The organism is Rosenbergiella metrosideri, assembly GCF_022602565.1.
GTDB classification, from domain to species: Bacteria; Pseudomonadota; Gammaproteobacteria; order Enterobacterales; family Enterobacteriaceae; genus Rosenbergiella; species Rosenbergiella metrosideri.
In genome coordinates this window covers 1-25,466 of sequence record NZ_JALBCV010000024.1, presented here as the reverse complement: position 1 = coordinate 25,466, position 25,466 = coordinate 1, and the positions used below count along the sequence as shown (strand labels likewise).

Sequence of the window (25,466 nt, the reverse complement as noted above, 5' to 3'; positions counted from 1 at the left end):
TGTCACCGCGCTGCGTATCTCGCTTTGCCGTGTCAGTGGATGCGCATTATAGGGAGTTCAGAAAAAGGCGCAATACCTTTTTTAATAAAACATGACTGACTGCTGCATTCCACAGCAAAACACCTATTTATACGGTGTTATCCACAGATTTACTCACAAAGGGTTAAAAAATTCATTTAACGCGAGATCCACGCAAACGTTTTCGCTACAATATGTCCCTGTTAATTATAAACGCGCCAATGCTTTTATCTTTCAAACTGCAACTCCAGAGGTTTACTTCTATTATGCAACATCGTCCTGTACGCCGTGCTTTACTTAGTGTCTCTGATAAAACAGGGATCGTTGATTTTGCACGAGGCCTTTCTGAACATGGTATTGAACTCCTCTCAACTGGCGGTACTGCGCATTTATTGGCAGAAGCAGGCTTAGCCGTTACAGAAGTATCAGATTATACCGGCTTTCCAGAAATGATGGATGGGCGCGTTAAAACCCTACACCCCAAAATCCATGGTGGCATTCTCGGACGCCGCGACAAAGACGATGCGGTGATGGCTGAACATCACATTCAACCTATCGATATGGTTGTAGTAAATCTCTATCCCTTCGCCAAAACGGTCGCTAAAGAAGATTGCAGTCTGGAAGACGCTGTTGAAAATATCGATATCGGTGGCCCCACAATGGTTCGCTCAGCGGCGAAGAACCATAAAGATGTCGCAATAGTCGTTAATAGCGCGGACTACGCCCCCCTATTAAAAGAACTAGCCGATAATGACCATGGCTTGAGCTTAGCGACACGTTTCGATCTTGCCATTAAAGCGTTTGAGCATACCGCCGCTTACGATGGAATGATTGCGAATTACTTCGGTCGTTTGGTACCGGCTTATCATAGCGAAGAGAAAACTCCGTCTGGCCAATTCCCCCGCACCTTAAATCTTAGCCTTATTAAGAAACAAGATATGCGTTACGGTGAAAATAGCCACCAACACGCCGCCTTCTATATAGAAGACACTCTCACAGAAGCCTCGGTCGCAACAGCTGTCCAACGTCAAGGTAAAGCCCTTTCCTATAATAATATTGCTGACACCGATGCGGCGCTTGAGTGTGTCAAAGAGTTCGAGCAGCCAGCCTGCGTGATCGTGAAACACGCTAACCCTTGCGGCGTTGCCACAGCCAGCGATTTACTTCAAGCCTATGACTTAGCTTATGCCACCGACCCGACTTCTGCTTTCGGTGGCATCATTGCTTTCAACCGGGAATTGGATGCTGCAACGGCGCAAGCCATCATCAGTCGTCAATTTGTCGAAGTCATTATCGCTCCGAGTGCCAGCGAAGAAGCTTTAACTATTACCGCTACAAAACAGAATGTCCGCGTACTTACCTGTGGTGAATGGCAACAACGTCAGAGCGGGTATGATTTTAAGCGTGTTAATGGTGGCTTATTAGTACAAGACCGTGACTTGGGAATGGTCAGCGAAAGTGAGTTGACGATTGTCACTAAGCGTCAACCGACCCAAGAAGAATTACGTGACGCGTTATTCTGCTGGAAAGTTGCAAAATTCGTTAAATCCAATGCCATTGTCTACGCGAAGAATAATCGTACTATTGGCATCGGTGCTGGCCAAATGAGTCGTGTCTATTCAGCAAAAATTGCGGGTATTAAAGCCGCCGACGAAGGTTTAGAGGTTAGCGGCTCAGCAATGGCGTCAGACGCTTTCTTTCCTTTCCGTGATGGGATTGATGCAGCCGCAGCAGTCGGCATACGTTGTGTGATTCAACCTGGCGGATCAATTCGCGATGAAGAAGTTATCGCGGCAGCAGACGAGCATGATATTGCGATGATTTTCACTGGAATGCGTCATTTCCGCCACTAAAGAAGAGGTCAGTACAGAATGAATATTCTCATTATCGGTAATGGTGGCCGCGAACATGCCTTGGCATGGAAAGCCGCACAATCCCCTTTAGCAACTAAAGTTTTTGTAGCACCGGGTAATGCTGGTACGGCACTCGAACCCACGTTAGAAAATGTCGCGATTGAGGTAACCGATATTCCTGGGCTACTGGCTTTTGCTCAACGCGAAAACATTGGCTTAACTATCGTGGGTCCCGAGGCCCCCTTAGTTCGCGGCGTTGTCGATGCTTTCCAACGCGAAGGCTTAACAATTTTTGGACCCACTCAGGCTGCGGCGCAGCTTGAAGGCTCCAAATCCTTTACTAAGGACTTCTTAGAACGCCACCAAATTCCGACCGCTGCTTACCAAAACTTCACTGATATCGAGCCAGCATTAGCTTACTTACAAGAGAAAGGTGCCCCGATCGTTATCAAGGCGGATGGCTTGGCTGCTGGTAAAGGCGTTATTGTCGCCATGACGTTGGAAGAAGCGGAAGCCGCCGTAAAAGATATGTTAGCGGGTAATGCCTTCGGCGATGCTGGGCATCGTATCGTTATTGAAGAGTTCCTTGAAGGTGAGGAAGCCAGCTTTATCGTGATGGTCGATGGTGAACATGTCCTTCCTATGGCCACAAGCCAAGACCATAAACGCGTAGGCGATGGTGACACGGGACCGAATACTGGGGGAATGGGTGCCTATTCCCCTGCTCCAGTTGTCACTGATGACATCCACCAGCGGGTCATGGATCAGGTGATATGGCCGACCGTAAAAGGTATGGCTCAAGAAGGTAACCGTTATACGGGGTTCCTTTATGCAGGGTTGATGATTGAGGCGGCAGGACAACCAAAGGTAATTGAATTCAATTGCCGTTTTGGCGATCCGGAAACGCAACCGATTATGATGCGCCTACAATCCGATCTCGTCGAGTTGTGTTTAGCGGGAAGTACGGGACGTTTGGATCAGGTTGATTCTCTCTGGGACGAGCGGGCAGCGCTTGGCGTTGTTATTGCAGCGGGGGGATATCCCGATGCTTACCGTAAAGGGGATGTCATTAAAGGGCTCCCTCAAACTGACAATACGGATGCTAAGGTCTTTCATGCAGGGACGGTGTTATCCGGTGAGGACGTAACAACTGCTGGCGGACGAGTACTTTGTGCAACAGCACTAGGGGAGTCTATTGCGCAAGCGCAACTGCATGCCTATCAGCTGACTCGCCAGATCAGTTGGGAAGGCAGTTTTTACCGCCACGATATAGGCTATCGAGCCATCAATCGTAAGTAACGTTAGTAAGGGCTGGGTACACTAGCCCTTACTTTTTGGAATAATTTGGCTGTTGCTGACACAGGTTACGAGTTGTCATTAATAATACCTGCTGCCCTTCTGGTGCTTCTATCCACGCAACATAAGCTGGTGATTGCTGTGATAGACTGCTCAGCCGTTGATTCTTTCTATCAGTAAAATGAAACTGAACTAAGTTCCTGTCACACGTCTCAACTTGTTGGGCCGACAACCAACGCCCCTGATGCAACGTCACCCTACCATCGATGAGATCTCGGCTGGCCTCCAATAGACGTTGCGCCTCGAACTTTGCGAGTTCTAGCTCATTCACTGTCAACGGCTGACGAGATGTAGCATATTTTTGCTGCATGAAAGTAGTTGTTCCATCTTTACGACTAAATCGTGCTGAAAAGCGATCCTCGGGCCCTTGTAGGGACTGCTTTGTAATACTTACCAATGAACCTTGGTCCCAGTGATAAACCGCTTCTGATTCGTCTGAGCCGTCAAACGGAGTAAAGATCGTTTGTAGCGTCGTATAATTTGACGACGTGGTATGTTGCCAAATACGCACCACCCCACGGTCAGCCAGATAGCCGGTGGCATGGGTTTCAGGTCTCTTTTGAAAGAACACGCAGCTACAGAGGGAGCAGAAAAAAGGAAGTAGAAGAAAGGAACGATAAGAGAACGAGCGCATAGCTATCTCTTTAGTCAATAGGATGTGACTACGGGACCGATCAAGAAGGGGAGAGCTCCCCTTCCGATCAAACTTATCACAGTTAAGATACGCTTATTTCACAGCATCTTTCAGCGCTTTACCTGAAACAAATGCAGGAACATTTGCTGCAGCAATTTTGATCTCTTTGCCGGTTTGTGGGTTACGACCAGTACGCTCTGCACGGTGATTAACCTTGAAAGTACCGAAGCCTACTAGCTGAACCGCATCACCTTCTTTCAGAGACTCAGTGATCGCAGAAAGAGTCGATTCCAGTGCAGTTTTAGCCTGGGCTTTAGACAGGTCCGCTTTTTCGGCGATCGCATCAATCAGTTGAGTCTTGTTCATAAGTTATCCTTAAAGTGTATTTATCGCTTGCCAGTCACGAGAGCAAAAAGAATCGATAAACCCTTTTCTGCCTCCGCGTTCTGATAGCCTCAAGATTAGCCCCTCAAATGTAGACTAGACAGGGGGCGATTGTGAAGCCTTCAGTACAGGTTATTTGGCTTTGATACCAAATTTCTTAGCTTTTTTGCTCAAAAACCACACCAATATTACTTATTGCGTCTTCGCGTAAGTCTTGTCGAAGCCCTTTAATTAGCTCCAAGTCTCGTTCTTCACATTCGGCGAGCAAGCGAAAAATCTCCCATTGGGCATCCCACTCGTCGATAACAGCGAGGTTATCTTTCAGTTCTTCGTCTGTGAGTTCACGACCGCTCTGCGTCATTTCTAACATTGCTACGGTGGTGACTGACGTTTCGCTTACCGCAATCGCATGTTCTAACGTTTCGCCACTCAAACGAGAATGGACTACCTCGCTTAAGGCGACACACGCGTCAATCGCAGGATAAACACCATAGATCTCGAAGTCTTCGCCAACAGGAATCGCTTCTTCAAACTTCTCTAGCTGACTATCAAAGTTAACTTTTGCATCTTTGACCAGTAACGTCTCCCAGATAAGATCGAGGATACGACGGTAAAGCTGTGCGTTAGCAAAACCGGTGTCATGGCAAAACATTTGATAGTTAGGGTACATACGCTCACATAGACATGCCATAAAGGTCACGTGCTGCCAGCTTTCAAGCTTGGCTAAGCGTAAATGGATAGGGTTACGTAACATGCAGGATACTCATCATAAAATCGCTTCACACAGTGTATCGTAATTCACCGTGATTATCAGTGTTATTGTCGGGCTAGCCAGCGTTGAAAACTTGGTCGATTCGACGCGACAGCATCCGCCCAGCGAGTCGGTTCGGGTAGTCGGTAACCGCGCAAACATTGTTGAGTCCACGCCAATGCTGACGCAGCACTGATCTGATGCCCAACGGAAATAAAAAGCGGATTACAGCGAACCTTACTTCGCAACACCGAGCCTATCCTCTGCCCATTATATCGTAAGTCGACGACTGAGCCGGGGTCCAAGGATAACGCGGGATATTCGCCGCAGAGTCGGCTTTTAGCAACCCCAATAGTCGGTACATCGGCCCATAAGCCAAAGTGGCTCGCAACACCGAGTCCACGTGGATGCGCAACGCCCTGACCGTCGATAAACAATAAATCAGGCTTAATGGTGAGCATTTGCCATACCACTTCCAAAGCCGGACACTCTCTGAATGAGAGGTAACCAGGAATATAAGGTAATGTAACAGGCACCCGCGCAACCTTATACTCCACCAGCTCAAGTTCAGGCCAAGTCAGGATCACCATCGCTGCGCGAGCCACAGTCCCTTGTGCTTCGAAGCCAACATCTCCTCCGACGATATACCGCGGGGAGAGTGCTTCAGGCTTGTCATGTTGAATAACCTGACAAGCATATTGCTGTTGTAAGGCTTTCAACTCAGCTAAGTCAATACTCATCCTTCGCGGTGGTAAGGCTCAGATAAACGGTGCACTGACTCGACAAACACGCCTGCATTTTCTGGTGGAACATCAAGGTGGATACCGTGACCAAGGTTAAAGACATGACCACTTCCTTGACCGTATTGCGCAAGGATAGTTTGCACTTCAGCCTCAATACGAGCTGGTTGCGCATAAAGAATGGAAGGGTCCATATTTCCTTGTAGCGCAACCCGATGACCAACACGTTGTCTTGCTTCGTCGATACGTGTCGTCCAATCCAGTCCAATGGCGTCACACCCAGTGTCTGCTATCTGCTCTAACCACTGACCGCCACCTTTAGTAAACAGCGTCACCGGTACGCGACGACCTTCGTTCTCATGAATCAAGCCATCAACGATTTTATGCATATAATGTAAGGAGAATTCTAAATAATCTCTCCCTGTTAATACGCCACCCCAAGTATCAAAGATCATGACCGATTGCGCGCCAGCTTTGATCTGTGCGTTTAAATAACTTGTCACGCTCTCGGCGACTTTATCTAGCATCAAATGCAGGGCTGCTGGCTCGGCGTACATCATTTTTTTAACTTTAGTGAAGGCTTTGCTGCCTCCGCCTTCCACCATATAAGTTGCCAGCGTCCAAGGGCTACCTGAAAAGCCAATTAACGGGACTTCGCCCTGTAAATTTTTACGGATTGTCCGTACGGCATTCATGACATAACCTAATTCTTGTTCAGGATCAGGAATAGGTAGTTTTTTCACGTCCGCTACCGTTTGAATAGGGGAGCTGAATCGTGGCCCTTCACCTGCCTCAAAGTAGAGGCCAAGGCCCATTGCATCGGGAATGGTTAAAATATCTGAGAAGAGAATCGCAGCATCTAATGGAAAACGGCGTAGTGGTTGAAGCGTCACTTCACAAGCGAGTTCAGCATTTTTGCACAGCGACATAAAATCGCCTGCGACAGCACGAGTGGCTTTATATTCTGGTAAATAACGTCCCGCTTGGCGCATCATCCAAACAGGTGTCACATCTGTAGGTTGGCGCAATAATGCGCGCAAATAGCGATCGTTTTTTAATTCATTCATTTTCTAGGCTCTCTTTTGTCTAGGCCTAGTGTAACAGCTATTTAAAAACTTCGTGGACACTACAGACTAAATTATTTTGGCGGCAGCATATCTGCTCCGCCAATTATCTAAAGCTTATCACGCTATTTTTTTCCTATCGAACACTCTGGCGCTGACGCGAGTTTAGGCAGTATCGTCATGTTCTCTTTGGCCATTTTTTCTACTTCTTTAGTATTTTGCTCAGCAGAATATTGTGAGTTCCCATTGAATATGCCACCTCGCTCAATAGACAGCTCGCTAGCTTGGATGTCACCATCTAAGCGGCCTTGAGACAGTATCTTCACTGACGTAGCTTGGCAACGACCTTGCAAGTAACCATTAATTGTTATTTTCTCGGCCGTCAGTGTCCCTTGTACCTTCCCTTCTCTACCTATACGAATCGAACGGCTGCTATGAATATCACCAATCACGCTTCCTTCAATTAACACGTCGGCTTCATTACTGATCTCTCCGGTAAGAACCGTACCTTTAGCAATCAATGTCTCTTTAACCGCACGTTCTTCTTTCACTTGAGCGGCCTCAACAGTGGGAGTACTCATCTCAACTTGACTTGAATCGGCAATATCGATTTTCTTTTTAGTTTTAAACATAAAGACTCTTTTAGTTCGCTGACGAAAATAGACCGCTACTGCTCCACATATCGCTATCCATAACGTAGCAATCTGTACACAGTTAACGAGAGAAAAATAAGGGGAAAGATAGGTGATTAATAAAATCCCCCATATTGCCCATAGCACCCATAACAGGTTGGATTGGTCATTACGCATGGGGAATAGGTAATACCGTAAATCGACAGCGAAAGTATTGTGTGAGATCAGCTTAACATCAGTCTTGCCGACATAAGACAACAGTGTCTTCAATCAGGCGTCGGGCAATCGTGCCAATCTCTGGGATTTTCGGTAATTGCGATACATCAAACCACTCGGCACTTTTCAGTTCTTTAGGATCTATTTCAATCTCGCCGCTGTCATACTCCGCAGTAAAAGCACACATTAAAGAGTGAGGAAATGGCCATGGTTGCGAGGCAACATAGCGTAGATTTTTTATTCTAATACTACTCTCTTCCATCACTTCACGGTGCGCACACTCTTCAAGCGTTTCACCTGCCTCAACGAAACCCGCTAATACGGTAAAAATAGGCTGTTTATGGCGTTGATGTTGTGCCAATAAAATTTGTCGACCTTTACGAATGGCAATAATAATGCATGGGGCAATCTGCGGATAATAGCGTTCCCCGCAATGATCACATAAGCAAGCAAACTCTTTCTCTGAGCGGTACATTTCAGACCCGCAATAGCCACACCAACGATGGGAGCGATAAAATTCTGCGAGTTGAACTCCACGTCCGGCAAGTTGGAATAACGGCTTATTACTCCCTAGAAGACGACGAACACTTTCCATATCAGTGGGCTGTTGCTGGCAAATCAACCAGCAAGGTTTCCCTTGGTATTCGCCTATTTGTCGCACATTGTCTACGTTAAGACCGAGTTCGCTGGCAGTTCCATAAGGGAGTTTACCTTGGGGGAGCCAAAGATTTCGTCCCTCACTACACACCCACCATCCTTCTTTTTCTGTCATCTGATTGTATTCAACCACGCCATGCCTCCTAAAAGTCAGGTGAATTTATTAATATAGTCTACGCTTAGTTAACTAACCTTATTCGGAGCAGCCGTAATGCTAACTAAATTAGCTAACTTGAGCGAAAAAATGACGGTAAGCCACCCAATGATTGACCAGTGGCTGGCGAGCCGTCGTCAATTACTGGTCGCTTACTACCACTTGATTGGACTGATCCCACAGAAAAGTGAGAGTGAACGCTGTGATGAGGCTGCGCTTGATACCTTCTGTCAGCGTTTAGTCGATTACCTCTCATCTGGGCATTTTAAACACTATCAACAAATCGAGATTTTGTTAGCCTCGCAAACACAGCAAAAACTGCTGATTACCTTGTACCCACAATTGGAAGACAGTACTCAAACTTTACTTGCACTGTACGATACCTATTTAGAACCCGCTATCTCTAACGGCGAGATCCCTAAATTACGTAGTGTGATCTCGGAAGTCGGCATGCAGCTTGATGCATTATTTGATCTTGAAGATCAGATGTTACTCTCAACAGAGCTTGTTGGATCGCGTGAGGTTCCCCTGCAACTCGCGAGCAATCCACTCGCCACCGAGACAGTAAAACCGTCTGCTTCCCTTTCATCAGGGATACTCGATAGTTAATGACTGCTGTTGTGAATTATTCTGAATAAGGTTATGGTGCAGTGAGGAGAATTGGCATCTCCTCTTAAAGCAAAGTTAGCTTATTTATCTTGTCGGAGTGCCCTATTGGGCTGAGACCGTTTATTCGGGATCCGCGGAACCTGATCAGGTTAGTACCTGCGAAGGGAACAAGAGTTAATCCCCTGCCTTGATCTATATTGACCTTTTCAAGGTATATTGCTCCTTCCGAACTCCGGACAAGCATTTTTCTTTCAATGTCGAGAAACTGCTATGTCTGAATCTTTATCACGTCGTGAAAAACGCCAACAGGCGCAACAATTTCTGCAATCTTTAACCGGTGCAACGTTTCCCAACTCCACGCGAGAGTGGTTGTCAGGTCCACGAGACGATATTCGTGTACCGGTGAGGATGATCCACCTCTCGCCCACACTGAATAGTGATGCTTCTGTTTACGAAGAAAACCCCTCAATCCCTATCTATGATACCTCCGGCCCCTTTGGCGATCCTGAATCCACCCCCAATGTTCACGACGGTATTGCGCCACTGCGTGCCACATGGATTGCAGAGCGGATGGACTCTGAAACGATCAAGCATACTGCGTCCGACTACACGCAACAGCGGTTATCCGATGCCACACTCGAAACCATTCGTTTTCAGAAACCCTTTCAATTTCGTAAGGCGGCTGCTGGCGCTTGTGTCACACAACTCCACTATGCCCGTCGCGGTATCATTACCCCTGAGATGGAGTTTATCGCCGTCAGGGAAAACTTGGGGCGAGCGACGCTCCCCGAAAGTGAGTTATTACGACAACACCCCGGCGCACCGTTCTGTTCACAGACCCCACAAGAAATCACAGCGGAATTTGTACGCCAAGAAGTCGCTGCTGGACGAGCGATCATACCGGCCAATATCAACCATCCTGAATCAGAACCCATGATTATTGGACGTAATTTTTTAGTCAAAGTGAATGCGAATATTGGCAATTCAGCTGTCACCTCCTCGATCGAAGAAGAAGTTGAAAAACTGGTTTGGGCAACCCGCTGGGGGGCTGACACGATTATGGATCTCTCGACCGGACGTAATATTCATGAGACACGGGAATGGTTGCTACGCAATAGCCCAGTACCTATCGGAACTGTCCCAATATATCAAGCATTAGAGAAAGCTAACGGCATTGCCGAAGACCTCGACTGGCCGCTATTCCGCGATACGCTTATCGAACAAGCTGAACAAGGCGTCGATTATTTTACTATCCACGCTGGGGTGCTGTTGCGATATGTGCCGATGACAGCGAAGCGGCTCACCGGTATTGTCTCCCGAGGTGGCTCAATTATGGCCAAATGGTGCCTCTCTCATCATCAAGAAAATTTTCTATATCAACATTTTCGCGAAATTTGTGAGATCTGTGCGGCCTACGATGTTTCGCTCTCGTTGGGAGATGGGCTACGGCCCGGCTCAATTCAAGATGCGAACGACGAAGCCCAATTCGCTGAGTTGAGAACACTAGGTGAGTTAACAAAAATAGCCTGGGAATATGATGTACAAGTCATGATTGAAGGCCCAGGTCATGTACCCATGCATATGATCCAGCGGAATATGACCGAGCAACTCACACACTGCGAAGAAGCCCCCTTCTATACACTAGGCCCTCTGACTACAGATATCGCTCCAGGCTACGATCATTTTACCTCAGGGATTGGTGCCGCATTTATTGGCTGGTTAGGCTGTGCCATGCTCTGCTATGTCACTCCGAAAGAGCACCTTGGCTTACCCGATAAAGAGGACGTTAAACAAGGCCTGATCGCCTATAAAATTGCAGCCCATGCTGCCGATTTAGCGAAAGGTCATCCTGGTGCACAAATCAGGGATAACGCGATGTCTAAGGCACGATTTGAATTCCGTTGGGAAGACCAATTCAATTTAGCCTTAGATCCCGATACAGCGCGTAGATTCCATGATGAAACGCTGCCGCAAGCGTCAGGAAAAGTCGCACACTTTTGCTCCATGTGTGGTCCAAAATTCTGTTCGATGAAAATCAGTCAAGAAGTGCGTCAGTTCGCCAAAGATAATCCTCGAGAGAAGCACCTTCCCCAAAATATTGAAGCTGAAATGCGGGGGATGGCTGAGCAGTTTAAAAACGTTGGGGGAGAAATTTATACCCCAATTCTCCCAGAAACCGAACGGAGTCATTAATATGCGCTTTCCTAAAGTCCCCTTTGCACTCGGGCTCTACCCTGTAGTCGATAGCGTTCAATGGATAGAACGCCTCCTAAATGCAGGTGTAGAAACATTACAGCTACGTATCAAACACAATAATAGGGATATAATAAGAGAAGAGATTCGTCAGGCGATTGTATTAGCTAAAGAATTTGATGCTCGGTTATTTATCAATGACGAGTGGCAATTGGCAATCGAATACCAAGCTTATGGCGTACATCTCGGGCAAGAGGATCTCTTGAAGGCCGATTTATCGGCCATTGAGCAAGCCGGGCTGCGGCTCGGTGTTTCAACGCATAGCGATGAAGAAATTGAACGAGTATTACCGATAAATCCCTCATACATCGCTTTGGGCCCAGTCTACACAACGCAAACCAAGGAAATGGCGATGCCACCCCAAGGTATTGCTCAGGTAACGAAGCATGTTGCCAAACTCAAAACGATACCAACGGTCGCTATCGGCGGTATTTCTCTAGAGAGAGCAAAGGATGTTTTAGAAACAGGTGTAGGCAGTATTGCGGTGGTCAGTGCCATTACCCAAGCCACTGACTGGCGTGCCGCAGTGGCGTGTTTTCAGCAACTGATTGATCAACAACGTTGATGGCTCGCAGAATGAGCTTCGGCTCATTCTGTTTCTTTGAAACCAGGCATCAACCATACTGATGGCCAGTTCCCAGGCTCTCCACCATCACAGGTAGGCTGATTATGGTAACTCATCAACTCAAAACCTTTCCCATTAAAGCGCCATACCGCGCTCTCACCGCAGTCCGCGAGTCCTCGCCCGCGTGCCGTATGGTATAGAATCCCTCGTTGAGGGTCATAGTGAGGATCGGTGAACCAGCTGACAGTTTGTAAATCACCTTGGTTATTTCTTAGTGGAATAGGTAGATCGAGCACTTTAGCACGCTCAGGGTGATTTCTGGGGACAACGAATAAAATGGATGAGGATTGGTAGGCGCCTGAGACGCAGTTGATCATGACCAGTGCGCGCTGATTATCGAGAGGCTTGGCGTTACTTTTTTGCAGCGTCTCGTCTTCCGGTGTGCATTCTTGATCACTCAGAAGTTGTGCCTGCGACGTTAGTACCGTCTGGATTACATGATCAGGGTCTTTAAGTGGCGCGACTTTAGCTTGCATTGTGAAATGAGGTTCAATCGCATAACGGTGCGGGACATCATTGGCACTTTCTTCACCAGGTGCAATCAGCGCAGTACGATTATGAAGGCGGCCTTGACGTTCATCGATAAAGTTTAGTGCACCCATTAACCCCACTAACGAGGTTCCTTCGTCAGAATCGGGTGAGAGCGAGAGCGTTGAAGCATTAGTTAGCAGCTGGAGAAACGCTTGAATCTGTACCAATGAATTCGAGGAATAGCCTGCCGCATCATGTTGGTTATCAGCTTGATGAGACGCTAAGGTAGTTTGCCACCGTTTGCCATCTACCCAGATACCTTCGGGTGAATCGCTGTCATAACCCGCCATGTCCAAAGCTATAGCGCCTTTCGGACCGGCTTGGTACGTTAATATGATACGGATATCTTCATCGGGATTCGCGTTACGCACATCGCAATCGTTTAGGTTATTACAAGTCACTTGCCATTGCTCGAATAGTCGCTGCACCGGCTCCGAGGCAGCACTGAGCGTACTGAAAAACATCCCTGCGAGCAGTGGTAATACTTTCCATCGCATCTTCATATCAGGATCCTTAACAGGGAGTAAAATAGGGAATAGGACATAAAAAAAACCCTGCCTAAGCAGGGTTTTCACTTAACACATCTAATTACTCGTCTGAACCGCCCAGACCTGCATTAAGCAGTTCTGCTAAGCTCGCGGAAGCTTCGTCTGCAGTCACTTGTGGCGCTGCAGGCACTTCACCTTGCTGGCGACGGCGCATACGATCTTGGTGGTATGCATAACCGGTACCGGCTGGGATTAAGCGTCCAACGATAACGTTCTCTTTCAGACCACGTAATTCATCACGCTTACCTGCCACTGCTGCTTCAGTTAACACGCGCGTCGTTTCTTGGAACGATGCTGCCGAGATAAATGACTCAGTTGCCAGTGAAGCTTTGGTAATCCCTAACAGGTCACGATGGAAAGTTGCTGCAACTTTACCATTTGCTTCCAGTTCGCGGTTAGCGATGAGGATACGCGAGACTTCTGCTTGCTCACCTTCTAAGAACTCGGTGCTGCCTGCAGAGGCAATCGTTGCCTTACGTAACATCTGACGAACGATAACTTCGATATGCTTATCGTTAATCTTAACGCCTTGTAAGCGGTAAACTTCTTGTACTTCGTTAGTGATGTAACGCGTTACCGCGTGTACGCCACGTAGACGTAGAATGTCGTGTGGTGACTCTGGGCCATCGGACACTACATCACCGCGTTCAACACGCTCACCTTCGAAGACGTTCAGCTGACGCCACTTAGGAATCATCTCTTCGTACGGATCGCTACCATCAACCGGTGTGATCACTAAACGACGCTTACCTTTGGTTTCTTTACCGAAGGAGATGATACCGCTGATTTCTGCCAGAATCGCCGGCTCTTTCGGACGACGTGCTTCAAACAGGTCAGCAACACGTGGCAGACCACCGGTAATATCTTTAGTACCGCCAGATTCCTGAGGAACACGGGCTAAAGTATCACCTGAACTGATTTGTACACCATCTTCAAGCTGGACAATTGCATTGCCTGGCAGGAAGTATTGTGCAGGCATATCAGTACCTGGCAGCATGACATCGTCGCCTTTCGCATCAACGACCTTGATCGCTGGACGAAGATCTTTACCACCAGAGGTACGATCTGCAGTGTCCATGACCACCAGCGAAGAAAGACCCGTCAGTTCGTCAGTTTGACGCGTAATGGTTTGACCATCATTCATGTCAACAAAACGTACAAAACCGTTTACTTCGGTGATAACTGGCATTGTGTGCGGATCCCAGTTTGCAACGGTATCACCCGCTTCAACTTGCTCACCATCACCCTTCGCCATGACCGCACCGTAAGGAACTTTATAGCTCTCTTTAGTACGACCAAATTCGTCGATCATCTTCAGTTCGGTGTTACGTGAAGTGACAACCAGTTTCCCAGCTGAGTTGGTTACCGACTTCGCATTGCTTAGGCGGATAGTCCCTTTATTCTTCACTTGGATGCTTGATTCAGCCGCCGCACGTGATGCCGCACCACCGATGTGGAACGTACGCATCGTCAGCTGTGTACCAGGCTCACCGATTGATTGTGCTGCGATAACCCCGATGGCTTCACCTTTATTGATGATATGCCCGCGTGCAAGGTCACGACCGTAACAGTTTGCACACACACCGAAGTCAGTTTCACAGCTAACCACTGAACGTACTTTGATGCTATCGACTGAATTCTCTTCCAATACGTCACAGATGTGCTCATCCATTAAAGTATTACGTGGAACAAGAATATCAGCAGTACCCGGCTTCAATACGTCTTCTGCCGTCACACGACCCAATACGCGTTCACGTAGCGGCTCTTTAACGTCGCCACCCTCGATAACCGGGGTCATCAGGATACCTTCGTGTGTGCCACAATCATCTTCCGTTACAACCAAGTCCTGAGCAACGTCAACTAAACGACGCGTCAAGTAACCGGAGTTAGCGGTTTTCAGTGCGGTATCGGCAAGACCTTTACGAGCACCGTGGGTTGAGATGAAGTACTGAAGTACGTTCAGACCTTCACGGAAGTTTGCCGTGATTGGTGTTTCGATGATTGAACCATCTGGTTTCGCCATCAGACCACGCATACCAGCAAGCTGACGAATCTGCGCAGCAGAACCACGAGCACCAGAGTCGGCCATCATATAGATGCTGTTGAAGGAAACTTGCTGCTCTTCTTCCCCATGACGGTTAATCACGGTTTCAGTTTGCAGGTTTTCCATCATCGCTTTCGAAACACGTTCGTTAGCGGCAGCCCAGATATCGATAACTTTGTTGTAGCGCTCACCAGCAGTCACCAGACCCGATTGGAACTGTTCCTGGATTTCTGCAACTTCCGCTTCTGCTTCCGCGATGATTTCGGTTTTCGCTGCTGGGATCACCATATCATCGATACCTACTGAAGCACCTGAACGTGCAGCATAAGCAAAACCGGTGTACATGGTTTGGTCAGCAAAGATAACCGTAGGTTTTAAGCCTAAGATACGATAACAAGTGTTCAGCATCTTAGAGATTGCTTTCTTACCTAACGCTTGGTTAACGATTGAGTAAGGAAGACCTTTTGGAACGATCATCCACAGAATCGCACGACCAATAGTCGTATCGACTAGGCTAGTGCTTGGCACTAACTCGCCATCATCAGTTTTGGTGAACTCAGTGATACGCACTTTTACGCGAGCATGCAGTTCAGCAAGACCTGCACGATAAACGCGCTCGGCTTCTTTAGGTCCAGTCAGAACCATGCCTTCGCCTTTCGCGTTAACACGGTCACGAGTCATGTAATACAGACCCAATACAACGTCTTGAGAAGGAACAATGATTGGCTCACCGTTCGCTGGGGACAAGATGTTGTTAGTCGACATCATTAATGCACGTGCTTCTAACTGCGCTTCAAGCGTTAGTGGCACGTGGACAGCCATTTGGTCACCATCGAAGTCGGCGTTATAAGCCGCACAGACCAGCGGGTGAAGCTGAATCGCTTTACCTTCGATCAGGACAGGTTCAAAGGCTTGAATACCTAAACGGTGAAGCGTTGGTGCACGGTTAAGTAACACTGGGTGCTCACGGATAACTTCATCCAAGATATCCCAAACAACCGCTTCTTCACGTTCAACCATTTTCTTCGCAGCTTTAATGGTTGTCGCAAGACCGCGTAATTCTAATTTTCCGTAGATAAATGGTTTGAATAATTCCAACGCCATTTTCTTCGGTAGACCACATTGGTGCAGGTGCAGGTATGGACCAACAGTGATTACTGAACGTCCAGAGTAGTCAACACGCTTACCTAACAGGTTCTGACGGAAACGACCTTGCTTACCTTTGATCATGTCGGCAAGTGATTTCAGTGGGCGTTTGTTTGACCCAGTGATTGCACGTCCACGACGACCGTTATCCAGTAATGCATCAACCGCTTCTTGTAACATACGCTTTTCGTTACGTACGATGATATCTGGCGCAGCCAGATCCAACAGACGCTTCAAACGGTTGTTACGGTTGATCACACGACGATAAAGATCGTTCAGATCTGATGTTGCAAAGCGTCCACCGTCCAGTGGTACCAATGGACGAAGATCCGGTGGTAAAACTGGCAGTACTGTTAAGATCATCCACTCTGGTTTGTTTCCAGATTGAACGAAAGCTTCAAGCAGCTTGATACGCTTAGTCAGCTTCTTACGCTTAGTTTCTGAATTCGTTTCATTCAGTTCTTCACGTAATTGCTCGCACTCTTGCTCAAGGTCCATGTTTTTCAACAGGGCTTGAACGGCTTCTGCACCCATCTTCGCGTCGAATTCGTCACCAAATTCTTCTAAGGCATCAAGATACTGCTCTTCAGTCAGGATCTGGCGCTTCTCAAGATTGGTCATACCGCCTTCGATCACAACATAAGATTCGAAGTACAGGACACGTTCGATATCACGCAGAGGCATATCGAGTAATAAACCGATACGCGATGGCAGTGATTTCAGGAACCAGATGTGTGCAGTAGGTGTTGCTAACTCGATGTGACCCATACGCTCACGACGTACTTTAGTCTGAGTAACTTCAACACCACATTTTTCACAGATCACACCACGGTGTTTAAGGCGCTTATACTTACCGCATAAGCACTCATAATCTTTTACCGGTCCAAAAATACGTGCACAGAAAAGACCGTCACGTTCTGGTTTAAAGGTACGATAGTTAATCGTTTCTGGCTTTTTAACTTCACCGAAAGACCAGGAACGGATCATGTCTGGCGAAGCCAGGGCGATCTTGATCGCATCAAACTCTTCGGTTTTAGTTTGCGCTTTTAAAAACTTAAGTAAGTCTTTCACGGATTAGCTCCCGTCGGAGTGAGACTTCTCAGGAGAGCGGCCCGCAGCCAGCTCTCCTGTAACCAGTAGAAAATCGAGTGCTTACTCGTCTTCCAGCTCGATGTTAATACCCAGCGAGCGGATTTCTTTCAACAATACGTTGAAGGATTCCGGCATGCCTGGTTCCATCTGATGATTACCATCGACGATGTTTTTATACATCTTCGTACGGCCATTAACGTCATCCGACTTCACTGTAAGCATTTCTTGCAGAGTATAAGCAGCACCGTATGCTTCAAGTGCCCACACTTCCATCTCACCGAAACGCTGACCACCGAACTGTGCTTTACCACCCAGCGGCTGCTGAGTAACCAAGCTGTAAGAGCCGGTAGAACGTGCGTGCATTTTATCGTCAACCAAGTGGTTCAGTTTCAGCATATACATGTAACCTACGGTTACTTGACGCTCAAACTGCTCACCGGTACGACCATCAAATAGCGTGATCTGACCAGAGGTCGGGATATCACCTAGCGTCAACAGCTCTTTGATTTCGCTTTCTTTCGCGCCATCAAACACTGGTGTGGCAATCGGCATACCCTTTTTCAGGTTCTCAGCAAGACGTAACACTTCTTCATCAGAGAAAGTGCTTAAATCGACTTTTTGACGGACATCTGTTCCCAAGTCGTAAGCGCGTTGAATAAACTCGCGCAATTTAGCCACTTCCTGCTGCTGTTTCAGCATGGCATTGATCTTGTCACCAATACCTTTCGCAGCCATACCCAAGTGAGTTTCAAGGATCTGACCGATGTTCATACGTGATGGAACGCCCAGTGGGTTCAGTACGATGTCAACAGGGGTACCATTTTCATCGTAAGGCATATCTTCGATCGGGTTGATCTTAGAGATAACACCTTTGTTCCCGTGACGGCCCGCCATTTTATCACCAGGCTGGATTTGACGTTTTACGGCCAGATATACCTTAGCAATTTTCAGAACACCCGGTGCTAAATCGTCACCTTGGGTTATCTTACGGCGCTTAGCTTCGAGTTTCTTCTCAAACTCATGCTTCAGCTCGTCATACTGTTCAGCCAGTTGCTCTAACTGATTTTGCTTCTCTTCATCAGTCAGGCCAAGTTCCAGCCAACGCTCACGTGGTAACTTATCGAGTTTTTCAGCTTCAACACCGCCTGCGATCAGGACAGTTTGAATACGGCTGAATAAACCAGCTTCTAGGATCTGCAGTTCTTCAGACAGGTCTTTCTTCGCCTGCTTCAACTGCATCTCTTCGATTTCAAGTGCACGCTTATCTTTCTCAACGCCATCACGTGTAAAGACTTGGACGTCGATAACTGTTCCAGAAACACCGTTCGGTACACGTAAAGATGAATCTTTAACATCTGAGGCTTTTTCACCAAAGATTGCGCGTAACAGTTTTTCTTCTGGTGTCAGCTGAGTTTCACCTTTAGGTGTTACTTTACCGACAAGGATATCGCCGCCTTTAACTTCAGCACCAATATAGACGATACCTGACTCATCTAACTTAGAGAGTGCAGCTTCACCGACATTAGGGATATCAGCTGTAATTTCTTCTGAGCCGAGCTTAGTATCACGAGACACACAAGCTAACTCTTGAATATGAATGGTCGTAAAGCGATCTTCTTGGACCACACGCTCAGAGACGAGAATGGAGTCTTCGAAGTTATAACCATTCCATGGCATGAATGCCACACGCATGTTTTGACCTAACGCTAACTCACCGAGGTCAGTCGATGGGCCATCCGCCAAGACATCACCACGTTCAACCGGCTCGCCAAGTGATACACACGGCATTTGGTTGATACAGGTGTTCTGGTTAGAACGTGTATATTTGGTCAAGTTATAGATATCGATGCCCGCTTCACCCGCGTACATTTCATCTTCGTTAACTTTGATAACGATACGTGACGCATCAACGTATTGAACCGTACCACCACGTTTAGCAACCGCCGTTACACCAGAGTCGACCGCAACAGCACGTTCCATACCTGTACCGACTAACGGCTTATCAGCGCGTAGGGTTGGTACTGCTTGACGTTGCATGTTCGCACCCATCAATGCACGGTTCGCATCATCGTGTTCCAAGAATGGAATCAGTGACGCACCAACAGAAACAACCTGTTGCGTGGAAACGTCCATGTAGTCGACTTGGTCGCGGCTGAATAAGCTCGATTCGCCTTTGTTACGGCAAGTCACGAGGTCGTCGATAAAGGCAAAGTTATCGTCCAGGTTGGTGTTCGCCTGAGCAATAACGAAGTTACCTTCTTCGATTGCAGAGAGGTAATGAATCTCATCGGTCACAATGCCATCGACTACGCGACGATATGGGGTTTCAAGGAAACCGTATTCATTCGTCTGTGCGTAGACAGAAAGTGAGTTAATCAGACCGATGTTCGGACCTTCTGGCGTTTCGATTGGACATACACGTCCATAGTGCGTTGGGTGTACGTCACGCACTTCGAAGCCTGCACGCTCACGCGTTAGACCGCCTGGACCCAAGGCAGAAATACGACGTTTATGCGTGATTTCTGATAATGGGTTGTTTTGGTCCATAAATTGTGAAAGCTGGCTTGAACCGAAGAACTCTTTGACCGCTGCAGAAATAGGTTTCGCATTGATCATATCTTGAGGCATCAGTGTTTCTAAATCACCTAAAGATAAACGCTCTTTCACTGCACGTTCAACGCGGACTAAACCTACGCGGAACTGGTTTTCTGCCATTTCGCCAACAGAACGAATACGACGGTTACCCAAGTGGTCGATATCATCCACTTCACCGATACCGTTACGGATATCAATGAGCTTTTTCATTACTTGGATGATGTCGTCGTGGCTCAGAATACCCGCGCCTTCGATTTCATCACGTCCTAATGAACGGTTGAATTTCATACGACCTACAGCTGAGAGATCGTAACGGTCTTCAGAGAAGAACAGATTCTCAAATAGGTTTTCTGCTGCTTCACGCGTTGGTGGCTCACCAGGACGCATCATGCGATAGATTTCTACCAGCGCACTCAGACGATCATTGGTTGGGTCGACGCGTAAGGTTTCGGAAATGTAAGGGCCGTGATCTAGGTCATTAGTAAACAGCGTTTCAATACGCTTGTGACCAGATTGGCTCAGCTTAGCTAACAGATCTAAAGACAGTTCCATGTTAGCGGCAACGATAAGTTCGCCAGTCGCTTGATCGATGTAGTCTTTCGCTGCAACTTTACCAGCAATGTATTCAACCGGGACTTCAATGTGTTGAATCTTGTCTTTTTCTAACTGACGAATATGACGAGCGGTGATACGACGACCTTTCTCAACATAAACAGTACCGTTAGATTCGATATCGAAAGACGCTGTTTCACCGCGCAGACGCTCTGGAACAAGTTCCATTTGCAGGCGATTGTCACGAATTTCGTAAACAACTTTATCGAAGAACAGATCAATGATTTGCTCAGTCGTATACTCCAGCGCACGCAGAATGATCGTGGCAGGCAGTTTACGACGGCGGTCGATACGGACAAATAAATTGTCTTTAGGATCGAATTCAAAGTCTAACCATGAACCACGGTAAGGAATGATCCGTGCGTTATACAGGACCTTACCTGATGAGTGCGTTTTACCTTTGTCACTATCAAAGAACACACCTGGGCTACGATGAAGCTGAGAAACGATGACGCGTTCAGTACCATTGATAACAAAGGTACCATTGTCTGTCATGAGTGGGATTTCACCCATGTAGACTTCTTGTTCTTTAATATCTTTGACGGTGCCTTCTGGCGCTTCACGCTCATAAATGACGAGGCGTAGCTTAACGCGCAGCGGTGCTGAGTAAGTCACCCCACGGATTTGGCATTCCTGTACATCAAAGACGGGTTCGCCCAAACGGAAGCTGACATATTGCAGCTCTGAACTACCGCTGTAGCTCTGGATTGGGAATACGGAACGGAAAGCAGCTTCCAAACCGTGTTGACCTTCGGGATCTTGCTCGATGAACTTCTGAAACGAGTCAAGCTGGATAGAAAGGAGATAAGGTATATCCAAAACTTGTGGACGTTTACCAAAATCCTTACGAATACGTTTTTTCTCGGTATAGGAGTAAACCATAGGTTCCTCAGCTAGCTGACAAGTCGGCCTACGTTGTCCGTTTTAGTGGACAGTTATGCAACACTGTTATTATTTTTCATCACCGACGAAAAAGTCTGTGATGCAATACGTCTTTCTATCACTCTTAAATCATTTCATTGCTATTGCGAGACAGGGAACCCCGCGGGGATAACAGTATATTAAGTCGTCGATAGAAAAAGATATTGGCAAGTTAACTTGGAAGACACAGTGCGAAACACCAAGGTAACTCTTGAGCGCAAAAAGGCTGGTAACCATTATAGTCACCAGCCATCAGTCTGCAACTACTCAGACTGTAACCCGAAGGTTATCTTATTTGATTTCAACTTCAGCGCCAGCTTCTTTCAGAGCAGCTTCAAGTGCAGCTGCGTCTTCTTTACTGATGCCTTCTTTGATTGCAGCTGGAGCAGCTTCAACCAGATCTTTAGCTTCTTTCAGGCCTAGACCAGTTGCGCCACGTACTGCTTTGATGACAGCAACTTTGTTAGCGCCAGCAGCTTTCAGAATTACGTCGAATTCAGTTTTCTCTTCAGCAGCTTCAGCAGGACCTGCAGCAACCGCTACTGCCGCAGCAGCAGAAACACCGAATTTTTCTTCCATTGCAGAAACTAGCTCAACAACTTCCATTACGGACATTGCTGCAACAGCTTCCAGGATTTGGTCTTTAGTGATAGACATAACAATTGTTCCTAAAAATCAGAATTAGTTTAAACGTAAGCGAACACGTTGCGTAAACAAGTCGGCTTATGCCGCTTCTTTTGCATCGCGAACAGCTGCCAGAGTACGAACCAGTTTGCCTGCAGCGGCTTCTTTCATGGTCGACATCAGACGTGCCAGTGCTTCTTCGTAAGTTGGTAAAGTTGCCAGACGGTCAATTTGTTCCGCCGGGATCAGCTCACCTTCAAAGGCTGCAGCTTTAACCTCAAAGTTTGCATTCGCTTTCGCGAAATCTTTGAACATACGAGCAGCAGCGCCCGGGTGTTCTAAAGAGTATGCAATCAGGGTTGGACCGACAAACGTGTCTTTCAGGCACTCGAAAGGAGTACCTTCAACGATGCGACGTAGCAGGGTGTTACGAACAACACGCATGTAAACGCCAGCTTCACGACCTGCTTTACGCAGTTCAGTCATTTTATCTACAGTAACGCCACGGGAATCCGCAACTACCGCAGACAGCGCGCCTTTGGCTACTTCGCTGACTTCAGCAACAATCGCTTGTTTGTCTTGAAGATTTAATGCCATTAGCTTGTGCTCCTGGATTATTTAGCTAGATAGGAACTATCTAGAACTCACTTCACCCAGACTGCGAGCAGCCTGAGCGCGAAATACGGTGAGCAGAATCCAGAAAAAAATTTTAAGGTTCTGTCACCGTCTACGCAGGAAATTAAGTTTTTATTCAAAACACCTGCGGTCTTGGACGGAGGCCTGGATAAGGCCAGGCTCCAACCGAAAATCTTGCAATAACATAGAATAAATCACGTTATCGCGCTCTCCATAGGAGAGAATGGGCGCAAATTTTAGTTCAAATTTCCACCCATGTCAACTTAGTTAGTTGATGCGTTCAGACCAGCTTGGTCGATAGCAACACCTGCACCCATAGTGGTAGACAGGCTAACTTTCTTGATGTAAACACCTTTAGCTGAAGTTGGTTTTGCTTTTTTCAGCGCAACCAGCAGAGATTCTAAGTTCTCTTTCAGTTTATCAGCGTCGAAGTCAACCTTACCGATAGTGGTGTGGATGATACCATTTTTGTCGTTACGGTAACGAACCTGACCTGCTTTAGCATTTTTAACTGCTTCAGCAACGTTTGGTGTTACAGTACCAACTTTCGGGTTTGGCATCAGACCACGTGGGCCTAGAACTTGACCTAATTGGCCAACAACGCGCATTGCATCTGGAGAAGCAATAACAACGTCAAAGTTCATTTCGCCTTTCTTGATTTGGTCAGCCAAATCTTCCATACCGACTAATTCTGCACCGGCAGCTTTAGCAGCTTCAGCATTTGCACCTTGTGCAAAAACTGCAACGCGAACGCTACGGCCAGTACCGTTTGGCAGTACAGTTGCACCACGAACGTTTTGGTCAGATTTACGAGCATCGATACCGAGGTTTACGGCAACGTCTACGCTTTCAACGAATTTAGCAGTCGCTAATTCTTTCAGTAACGCTACAGCTTCAGTGATGTCGTATTGTTTAGTTGCGTCAACTTTCTCACGGATGTTGCGCATGCGCTTGGTCAGTTTAGCCATTTCTTAGTCCTCCACTACCAGGCCCATGGAACGAGCAGTACCTTCGATAGAGCGAGTCATCGCTTCTACGTCTGCACCAGTCATATCCGCTGCTTTAGTCTGAGCGATTTCTTGCAGTTGAGCGCGAGAAATTTTGCCGACTTTGTCTTTGTTTGGCTTACCAGAACCAGATTTGATCCCAGCAGCTTTCTTCAGAAGAACGGCTGCAGGAGGAGTTTTGGTAATAAAGGTGAAAGAACGGTCGCTATATACAGTAATAACTACTGGAGTTGGCAGGCCTTTTTCTAGGCTTTCTGTTTTTGCGTTGAACGCTTTACAGAATTCCATGATGTTAACACCTTGTTGACCTAAAGCTGGACCAACTGGTGGACTTGGGTTTGCCATGCCCGCTGCAACTTGCAGTTTGACATAGGCTTGTACTTTCTTAGCCATGATAATTCCTCTGTTGGGTATAGCGCCTAAAAAGGCTTCCCGTGGTTATTTAATCTATCGGGCATAAGCCCCATAAATATAAAAGGCGCGAAATTATAATTAAATTTCGCGCCTTATGCAATCAACTATCGCTGATATATTAAGCTTTTTCTACCTGACTGAAGTCAAGCTCAACCGGGGTCGCACGACCAAAGATGGAGACAGAAACCTTCAAACGGCTCTTCTCGTAATCCACTTCTTCAACAACACCGTTGAAGTCTGCGAATGGACCGTCACTGACACGAACCATTTCACCCGGTTCAAACAGGGTTTTAGGACGTGGCTTATCGCCTGCTTGTTGTAAGCGATTCATGATGGCATCGACTTCTTTATCGCTAATTGGTGCTGGGCGATCTGATGTACCACCAATAAAGCCCATGACGCGCGGGACGCTACGCACTAAGTGCCAGCTTGCATCGTTCATGACCATTTGGACTAACACATAGCCTGGGAAAAATTTACGTTCGCTTTTACGGCGTTGGCCTGCACGGATTTCTACTACTTCTTCAGTCGGTACCATGACCTCACCAAAGAGCTCTTCCATATTGTGCAGTTTAATGTGTTCACGCAGAGAAACTGCTACGCGAGCCTCGAAACCAGAAAACGCCTGAACGACGTACCAGCGTTGTTTAGGTGCTTCAGACATCTCAGAACCTCAGACCAGTGATAAAGGATACTAGGCGAACTAGAATACTATCTAATCCCCATAAAATGAGCGACATAATTGCCGTGACGATCGCGACAATAACGGTTGTCTGCAATGTCTCTTGACGGGTCGGCCAAACCACTTTACGAACTTCGGTTCTTGCTTCACGCGCGAAAGATACTGCTGCTTTACCTTTTGCTGTCGTAAGGAAAGCGATACCGCCAGCTATCGCGATAATGATAACCACGCCTAGCGCACGAAGTGGAAGATTAACTTCACGATAGAAGTAGTTACCCGCGATTGCGATAATCAATAGCGCAAAGACAACTACCCATTTGATTATTTCTAGGCCACGTCCACTCGCCTGAGCTTCAGTACTTGCACTCATAACAACCTACCACCATAAATCAAAAACTATTAAACCTCGCGATTTGCGAGGTAACCAACCCAGTCGGTATTCACCATCTGGAGTTTAACGTCACCCAGAGCCTGTCTCAACAATGATTTGGCTTCTAAAAAATCACTGATGAGCCAGGTTCTGTATCATCGCGAATAAAAAGGGCATCAAATGATGCCCTTTTCACATGCATGACGTCAAATATTATCGTGATTAAGCGATAACTTTAGCAACAACACCCGCACCTACAGTACGGCCACCTTCACGGATTGCGAAACGTAAACCGTCA

General features: G+C 47.1%; 22 protein-coding genes and 1 riboswitch. Of the genes, 5 read left to right on the top strand and 17 right to left on the bottom strand.

The genetic code is table 11. From position 1 onward, the window contains the following. Positions 1-281 precede the first annotated feature (281 nt). Entirely contained in the window at positions 282-1,871 is a 1,590-nt protein-coding gene (gene purH, locus MKR94_RS15795) for a bifunctional phosphoribosylaminoimidazolecarboxamide formyltransferase/IMP cyclohydrolase (protein ID WP_241647780.1), read from the top strand. A gap of 18 nt (positions 1,872-1,889) precedes the next feature. Then, the gene (purD, locus tag MKR94_RS15790; protein ID WP_241647777.1) at positions 1,890-3,170 is read left to right on the top strand and encodes a phosphoribosylamine--glycine ligase; all 1,281 of its coding nucleotides are present in this window, start codon (positions 1,890-1,892) and stop codon (positions 3,168-3,170) included. 28 nt (positions 3,171-3,198) lie between these two features. Here the strand turns inward: purD and MKR94_RS15785 are convergent, their stop codons facing one another. The 7 genes from MKR94_RS15785 to nudC all read right to left on the bottom strand — a co-directional run bounded on the left by MKR94_RS15785 (position 3,199) and on the right by nudC (position 8,420). Continuing rightward, positions 3,199-3,861: a DUF1481 domain-containing protein gene (locus MKR94_RS15785; protein WP_241647776.1), complete on the bottom strand. Its 663-nt coding sequence runs from the start codon at positions 3,859-3,861 to the stop codon at positions 3,199-3,201. 93 nt (positions 3,862-3,954) lie between these two features. Beyond that, entirely contained in the window at positions 3,955-4,227 is a 273-nt protein-coding gene (gene hupA / locus MKR94_RS15780) for a nucleoid-associated protein HU-alpha (RefSeq protein WP_048911275.1), read from the bottom strand. Positions 4,228-4,402: 175 nt separating this feature from the next. Beyond that, the gene (locus tag MKR94_RS15775) at positions 4,403-4,999 is read right to left on the bottom strand and encodes a YjaG family protein (RefSeq protein ID WP_241587645.1); all 597 of its coding nucleotides are present in this window, start codon (positions 4,997-4,999) and stop codon (positions 4,403-4,405) included. Positions 5,000-5,061: 62 nt separating this feature from the next. Further along, complete coding sequence (gene nfi, locus MKR94_RS15770) at positions 5,062-5,730, bottom strand: deoxyribonuclease V (RefSeq protein ID WP_241647779.1); 669 nt, start codon at positions 5,728-5,730, stop codon at positions 5,062-5,064. Between the two features lie 2 nt (positions 5,731-5,732). Further along, positions 5,733-6,803, bottom strand: a complete 1,071-nt coding sequence (hemE, locus tag MKR94_RS15765) for a uroporphyrinogen decarboxylase (protein WP_241647775.1) — start codon at positions 6,801-6,803, stop codon at positions 5,733-5,735. A gap of 122 nt (positions 6,804-6,925) precedes the next feature. Continuing rightward, positions 6,926-7,690, bottom strand: a complete 765-nt coding sequence (locus MKR94_RS15760) for a bactofilin family protein (RefSeq protein ID WP_241647774.1) — start codon at positions 7,688-7,690, stop codon at positions 6,926-6,928. Continuing rightward, on the bottom strand, positions 7,668-8,420 hold the full coding sequence (nudC, locus tag MKR94_RS15755; protein ID WP_241647778.1) for an NAD(+) diphosphatase: 753 nt from the start codon (positions 8,418-8,420) through the stop codon (positions 7,668-7,670). Before nudC ends, MKR94_RS15760 begins: the two co-directional genes overlap by 23 nt. A 96-nt stretch (positions 8,421-8,516) precedes the next feature. Here nudC and rsd point away from each other — a divergent pair, with 96 nt between their 5' ends. From rsd to thiE, 3 genes are all read left to right on the top strand, one after another. Then, on the top strand, positions 8,517-9,068 hold the full coding sequence (gene rsd / locus MKR94_RS15750) for a sigma D regulator (protein ID WP_241647773.1): 552 nt from the start codon (positions 8,517-8,519) through the stop codon (positions 9,066-9,068). A gap of 83 nt (positions 9,069-9,151) precedes the next feature. Continuing rightward, positions 9,152-9,252: riboswitch (TPP riboswitch) on the top strand. A gap of 86 nt (positions 9,253-9,338) precedes the next feature. Next, positions 9,339-11,261 (top strand): phosphomethylpyrimidine synthase ThiC, encoded by a 1,923-nt coding sequence (gene thiC / locus MKR94_RS15745; protein WP_241647772.1) that lies wholly within the window; start codon positions 9,339-9,341, stop codon positions 11,259-11,261. Between the two features lies 1 nt (position 11,262). Further along, positions 11,263-11,886 (top strand): thiamine phosphate synthase, encoded by a 624-nt coding sequence (gene thiE, locus MKR94_RS15740; RefSeq protein ID WP_241647771.1) that lies wholly within the window; start codon positions 11,263-11,265, stop codon positions 11,884-11,886. A gap of 23 nt (positions 11,887-11,909) precedes the next feature. On the opposite strand, the gene MKR94_RS15735 is transcribed toward thiE, so the two are convergent. From MKR94_RS15735 to MKR94_RS15690, 10 genes are all read right to left on the bottom strand, one after another. Beyond that, complete coding sequence (locus tag MKR94_RS15735) at positions 11,910-12,980, bottom strand: DUF1176 domain-containing protein (protein WP_241647770.1); 1,071 nt, start codon at positions 12,978-12,980, stop codon at positions 11,910-11,912. Between the two features lie 85 nt (positions 12,981-13,065). Beyond that, a complete protein-coding gene (gene rpoC, locus MKR94_RS15730; protein WP_241647769.1) occupies positions 13,066-17,286 on the bottom strand; it encodes a DNA-directed RNA polymerase subunit beta' in 4,221 nt (1,406 codons plus the stop codon). Positions 17,287-17,367: 81 nt separating this feature from the next. Beyond that, complete coding sequence (rpoB, locus tag MKR94_RS15725) at positions 17,368-21,396, bottom strand: DNA-directed RNA polymerase subunit beta (RefSeq protein ID WP_241613619.1); 4,029 nt, start codon at positions 21,394-21,396, stop codon at positions 17,368-17,370. A 330-nt stretch (positions 21,397-21,726) separates the two neighbouring features. After that, entirely contained in the window at positions 21,727-22,092 is a 366-nt protein-coding gene (gene rplL / locus MKR94_RS15720) for a 50S ribosomal protein L7/L12 (RefSeq protein WP_241647768.1), read from the bottom strand. A gap of 66 nt (positions 22,093-22,158) precedes the next feature. Further along, positions 22,159-22,656 carry a 50S ribosomal protein L10 gene (gene rplJ / locus MKR94_RS15715; RefSeq protein WP_048911264.1) on the bottom strand — a complete coding sequence of 166 codons (498 nt, stop codon included), beginning with the start codon at positions 22,654-22,656 and terminating at the stop codon, positions 22,159-22,161. Between the two features lie 302 nt (positions 22,657-22,958). After that, entirely contained in the window at positions 22,959-23,663 is a 705-nt protein-coding gene (gene rplA, locus MKR94_RS15710) for a 50S ribosomal protein L1 (protein ID WP_241647767.1), read from the bottom strand. A 3-nt stretch (positions 23,664-23,666) separates the two neighbouring features. Continuing rightward, positions 23,667-24,095 (bottom strand): 50S ribosomal protein L11, encoded by a 429-nt coding sequence (rplK, locus tag MKR94_RS15705; RefSeq protein ID WP_048912867.1) that lies wholly within the window; start codon positions 24,093-24,095, stop codon positions 23,667-23,669. Positions 24,096-24,234: 139 nt separating this feature from the next. After that, positions 24,235-24,780, bottom strand: coding sequence for a transcription termination/antitermination protein NusG (nusG, locus tag MKR94_RS15700; RefSeq protein ID WP_048912868.1), 546 nt, complete (start codon positions 24,778-24,780; stop codon positions 24,235-24,237). Between the two features lies 1 nt (position 24,781). Then, positions 24,782-25,168: a preprotein translocase subunit SecE gene (gene secE / locus MKR94_RS15695; protein WP_048912869.1), complete on the bottom strand. Its 387-nt coding sequence runs from the start codon at positions 25,166-25,168 to the stop codon at positions 24,782-24,784. 222 nt (positions 25,169-25,390) lie between these two features. Beyond that, positions 25,391-25,466, bottom strand: a 76-nt coding sequence (locus tag MKR94_RS15690; protein ID WP_197724836.1) for an EF-Tu C-terminal domain-related protein, incomplete at its 5' end; no start/stop codon positions are given.

Coding starts and splice junctions, on each gene's coding strand:
- purD (WP_241647777.1), top strand. CDS start 1,890: ATGAATATTCTCATTATCGGTAATGGTGGCCGCGAACATGCCTTGGCA.
- MKR94_RS15785 (WP_241647776.1), bottom strand. CDS start 3,861: ATGCGCTCGTTCTCTTATCGTTCCTTTCTTCTACTTCCTTTTTTCTGC.
- hupA (WP_048911275.1), bottom strand. CDS start 4,227: ATGAACAAGACTCAACTGATTGATGCGATCGCCGAAAAAGCGGACCTG.
- MKR94_RS15775 (WP_241587645.1), bottom strand. CDS start 4,999: ATGTTACGTAACCCTATCCATTTACGCTTAGCCAAGCTTGAAAGCTGG.
- hemE (WP_241647775.1), bottom strand. CDS start 6,803: ATGAATGAATTAAAAAACGATCGCTATTTGCGCGCATTATTGCGCCAA.
- nudC (WP_241647778.1), bottom strand. CDS start 8,420: ATGACAGAAAAAGAAGGATGGTGGGTGTGTAGTGAGGGACGAAATCTT.
- rsd (WP_241647773.1), top strand. CDS start 8,517: ATGCTAACTAAATTAGCTAACTTGAGCGAAAAAATGACGGTAAGCCAC.
- thiC (WP_241647772.1), top strand. CDS start 9,339: ATGTCTGAATCTTTATCACGTCGTGAAAAACGCCAACAGGCGCAACAA.
- thiE (WP_241647771.1), top strand. CDS start 11,263: ATGCGCTTTCCTAAAGTCCCCTTTGCACTCGGGCTCTACCCTGTAGTC.
- MKR94_RS15735 (WP_241647770.1), bottom strand. CDS start 12,980: ATGAAGATGCGATGGAAAGTATTACCACTGCTCGCAGGGATGTTTTTC.
- rpoB (WP_241613619.1), bottom strand. CDS start 21,396: ATGGTTTACTCCTATACCGAGAAAAAACGTATTCGTAAGGATTTTGGT.
- rplL (WP_241647768.1), bottom strand. CDS start 22,092: ATGTCTATCACTAAAGACCAAATCCTGGAAGCTGTTGCAGCAATGTCC.
- rplJ (WP_048911264.1), bottom strand. CDS start 22,656: ATGGCATTAAATCTTCAAGACAAACAAGCGATTGTTGCTGAAGTCAGC.
- rplA (WP_241647767.1), bottom strand. CDS start 23,663: ATGGCTAAACTGACCAAGCGCATGCGCAACATCCGTGAGAAAGTTGAC.
- rplK (WP_048912867.1), bottom strand. CDS start 24,095: ATGGCTAAGAAAGTACAAGCCTATGTCAAACTGCAAGTTGCAGCGGGC.
- nusG (WP_048912868.1), bottom strand. CDS start 24,780: ATGTCTGAAGCACCTAAACAACGCTGGTACGTCGTTCAGGCGTTTTCT.
- secE (WP_048912869.1), bottom strand. CDS start 25,168: ATGAGTGCAAGTACTGAAGCTCAGGCGAGTGGACGTGGCCTAGAAATA.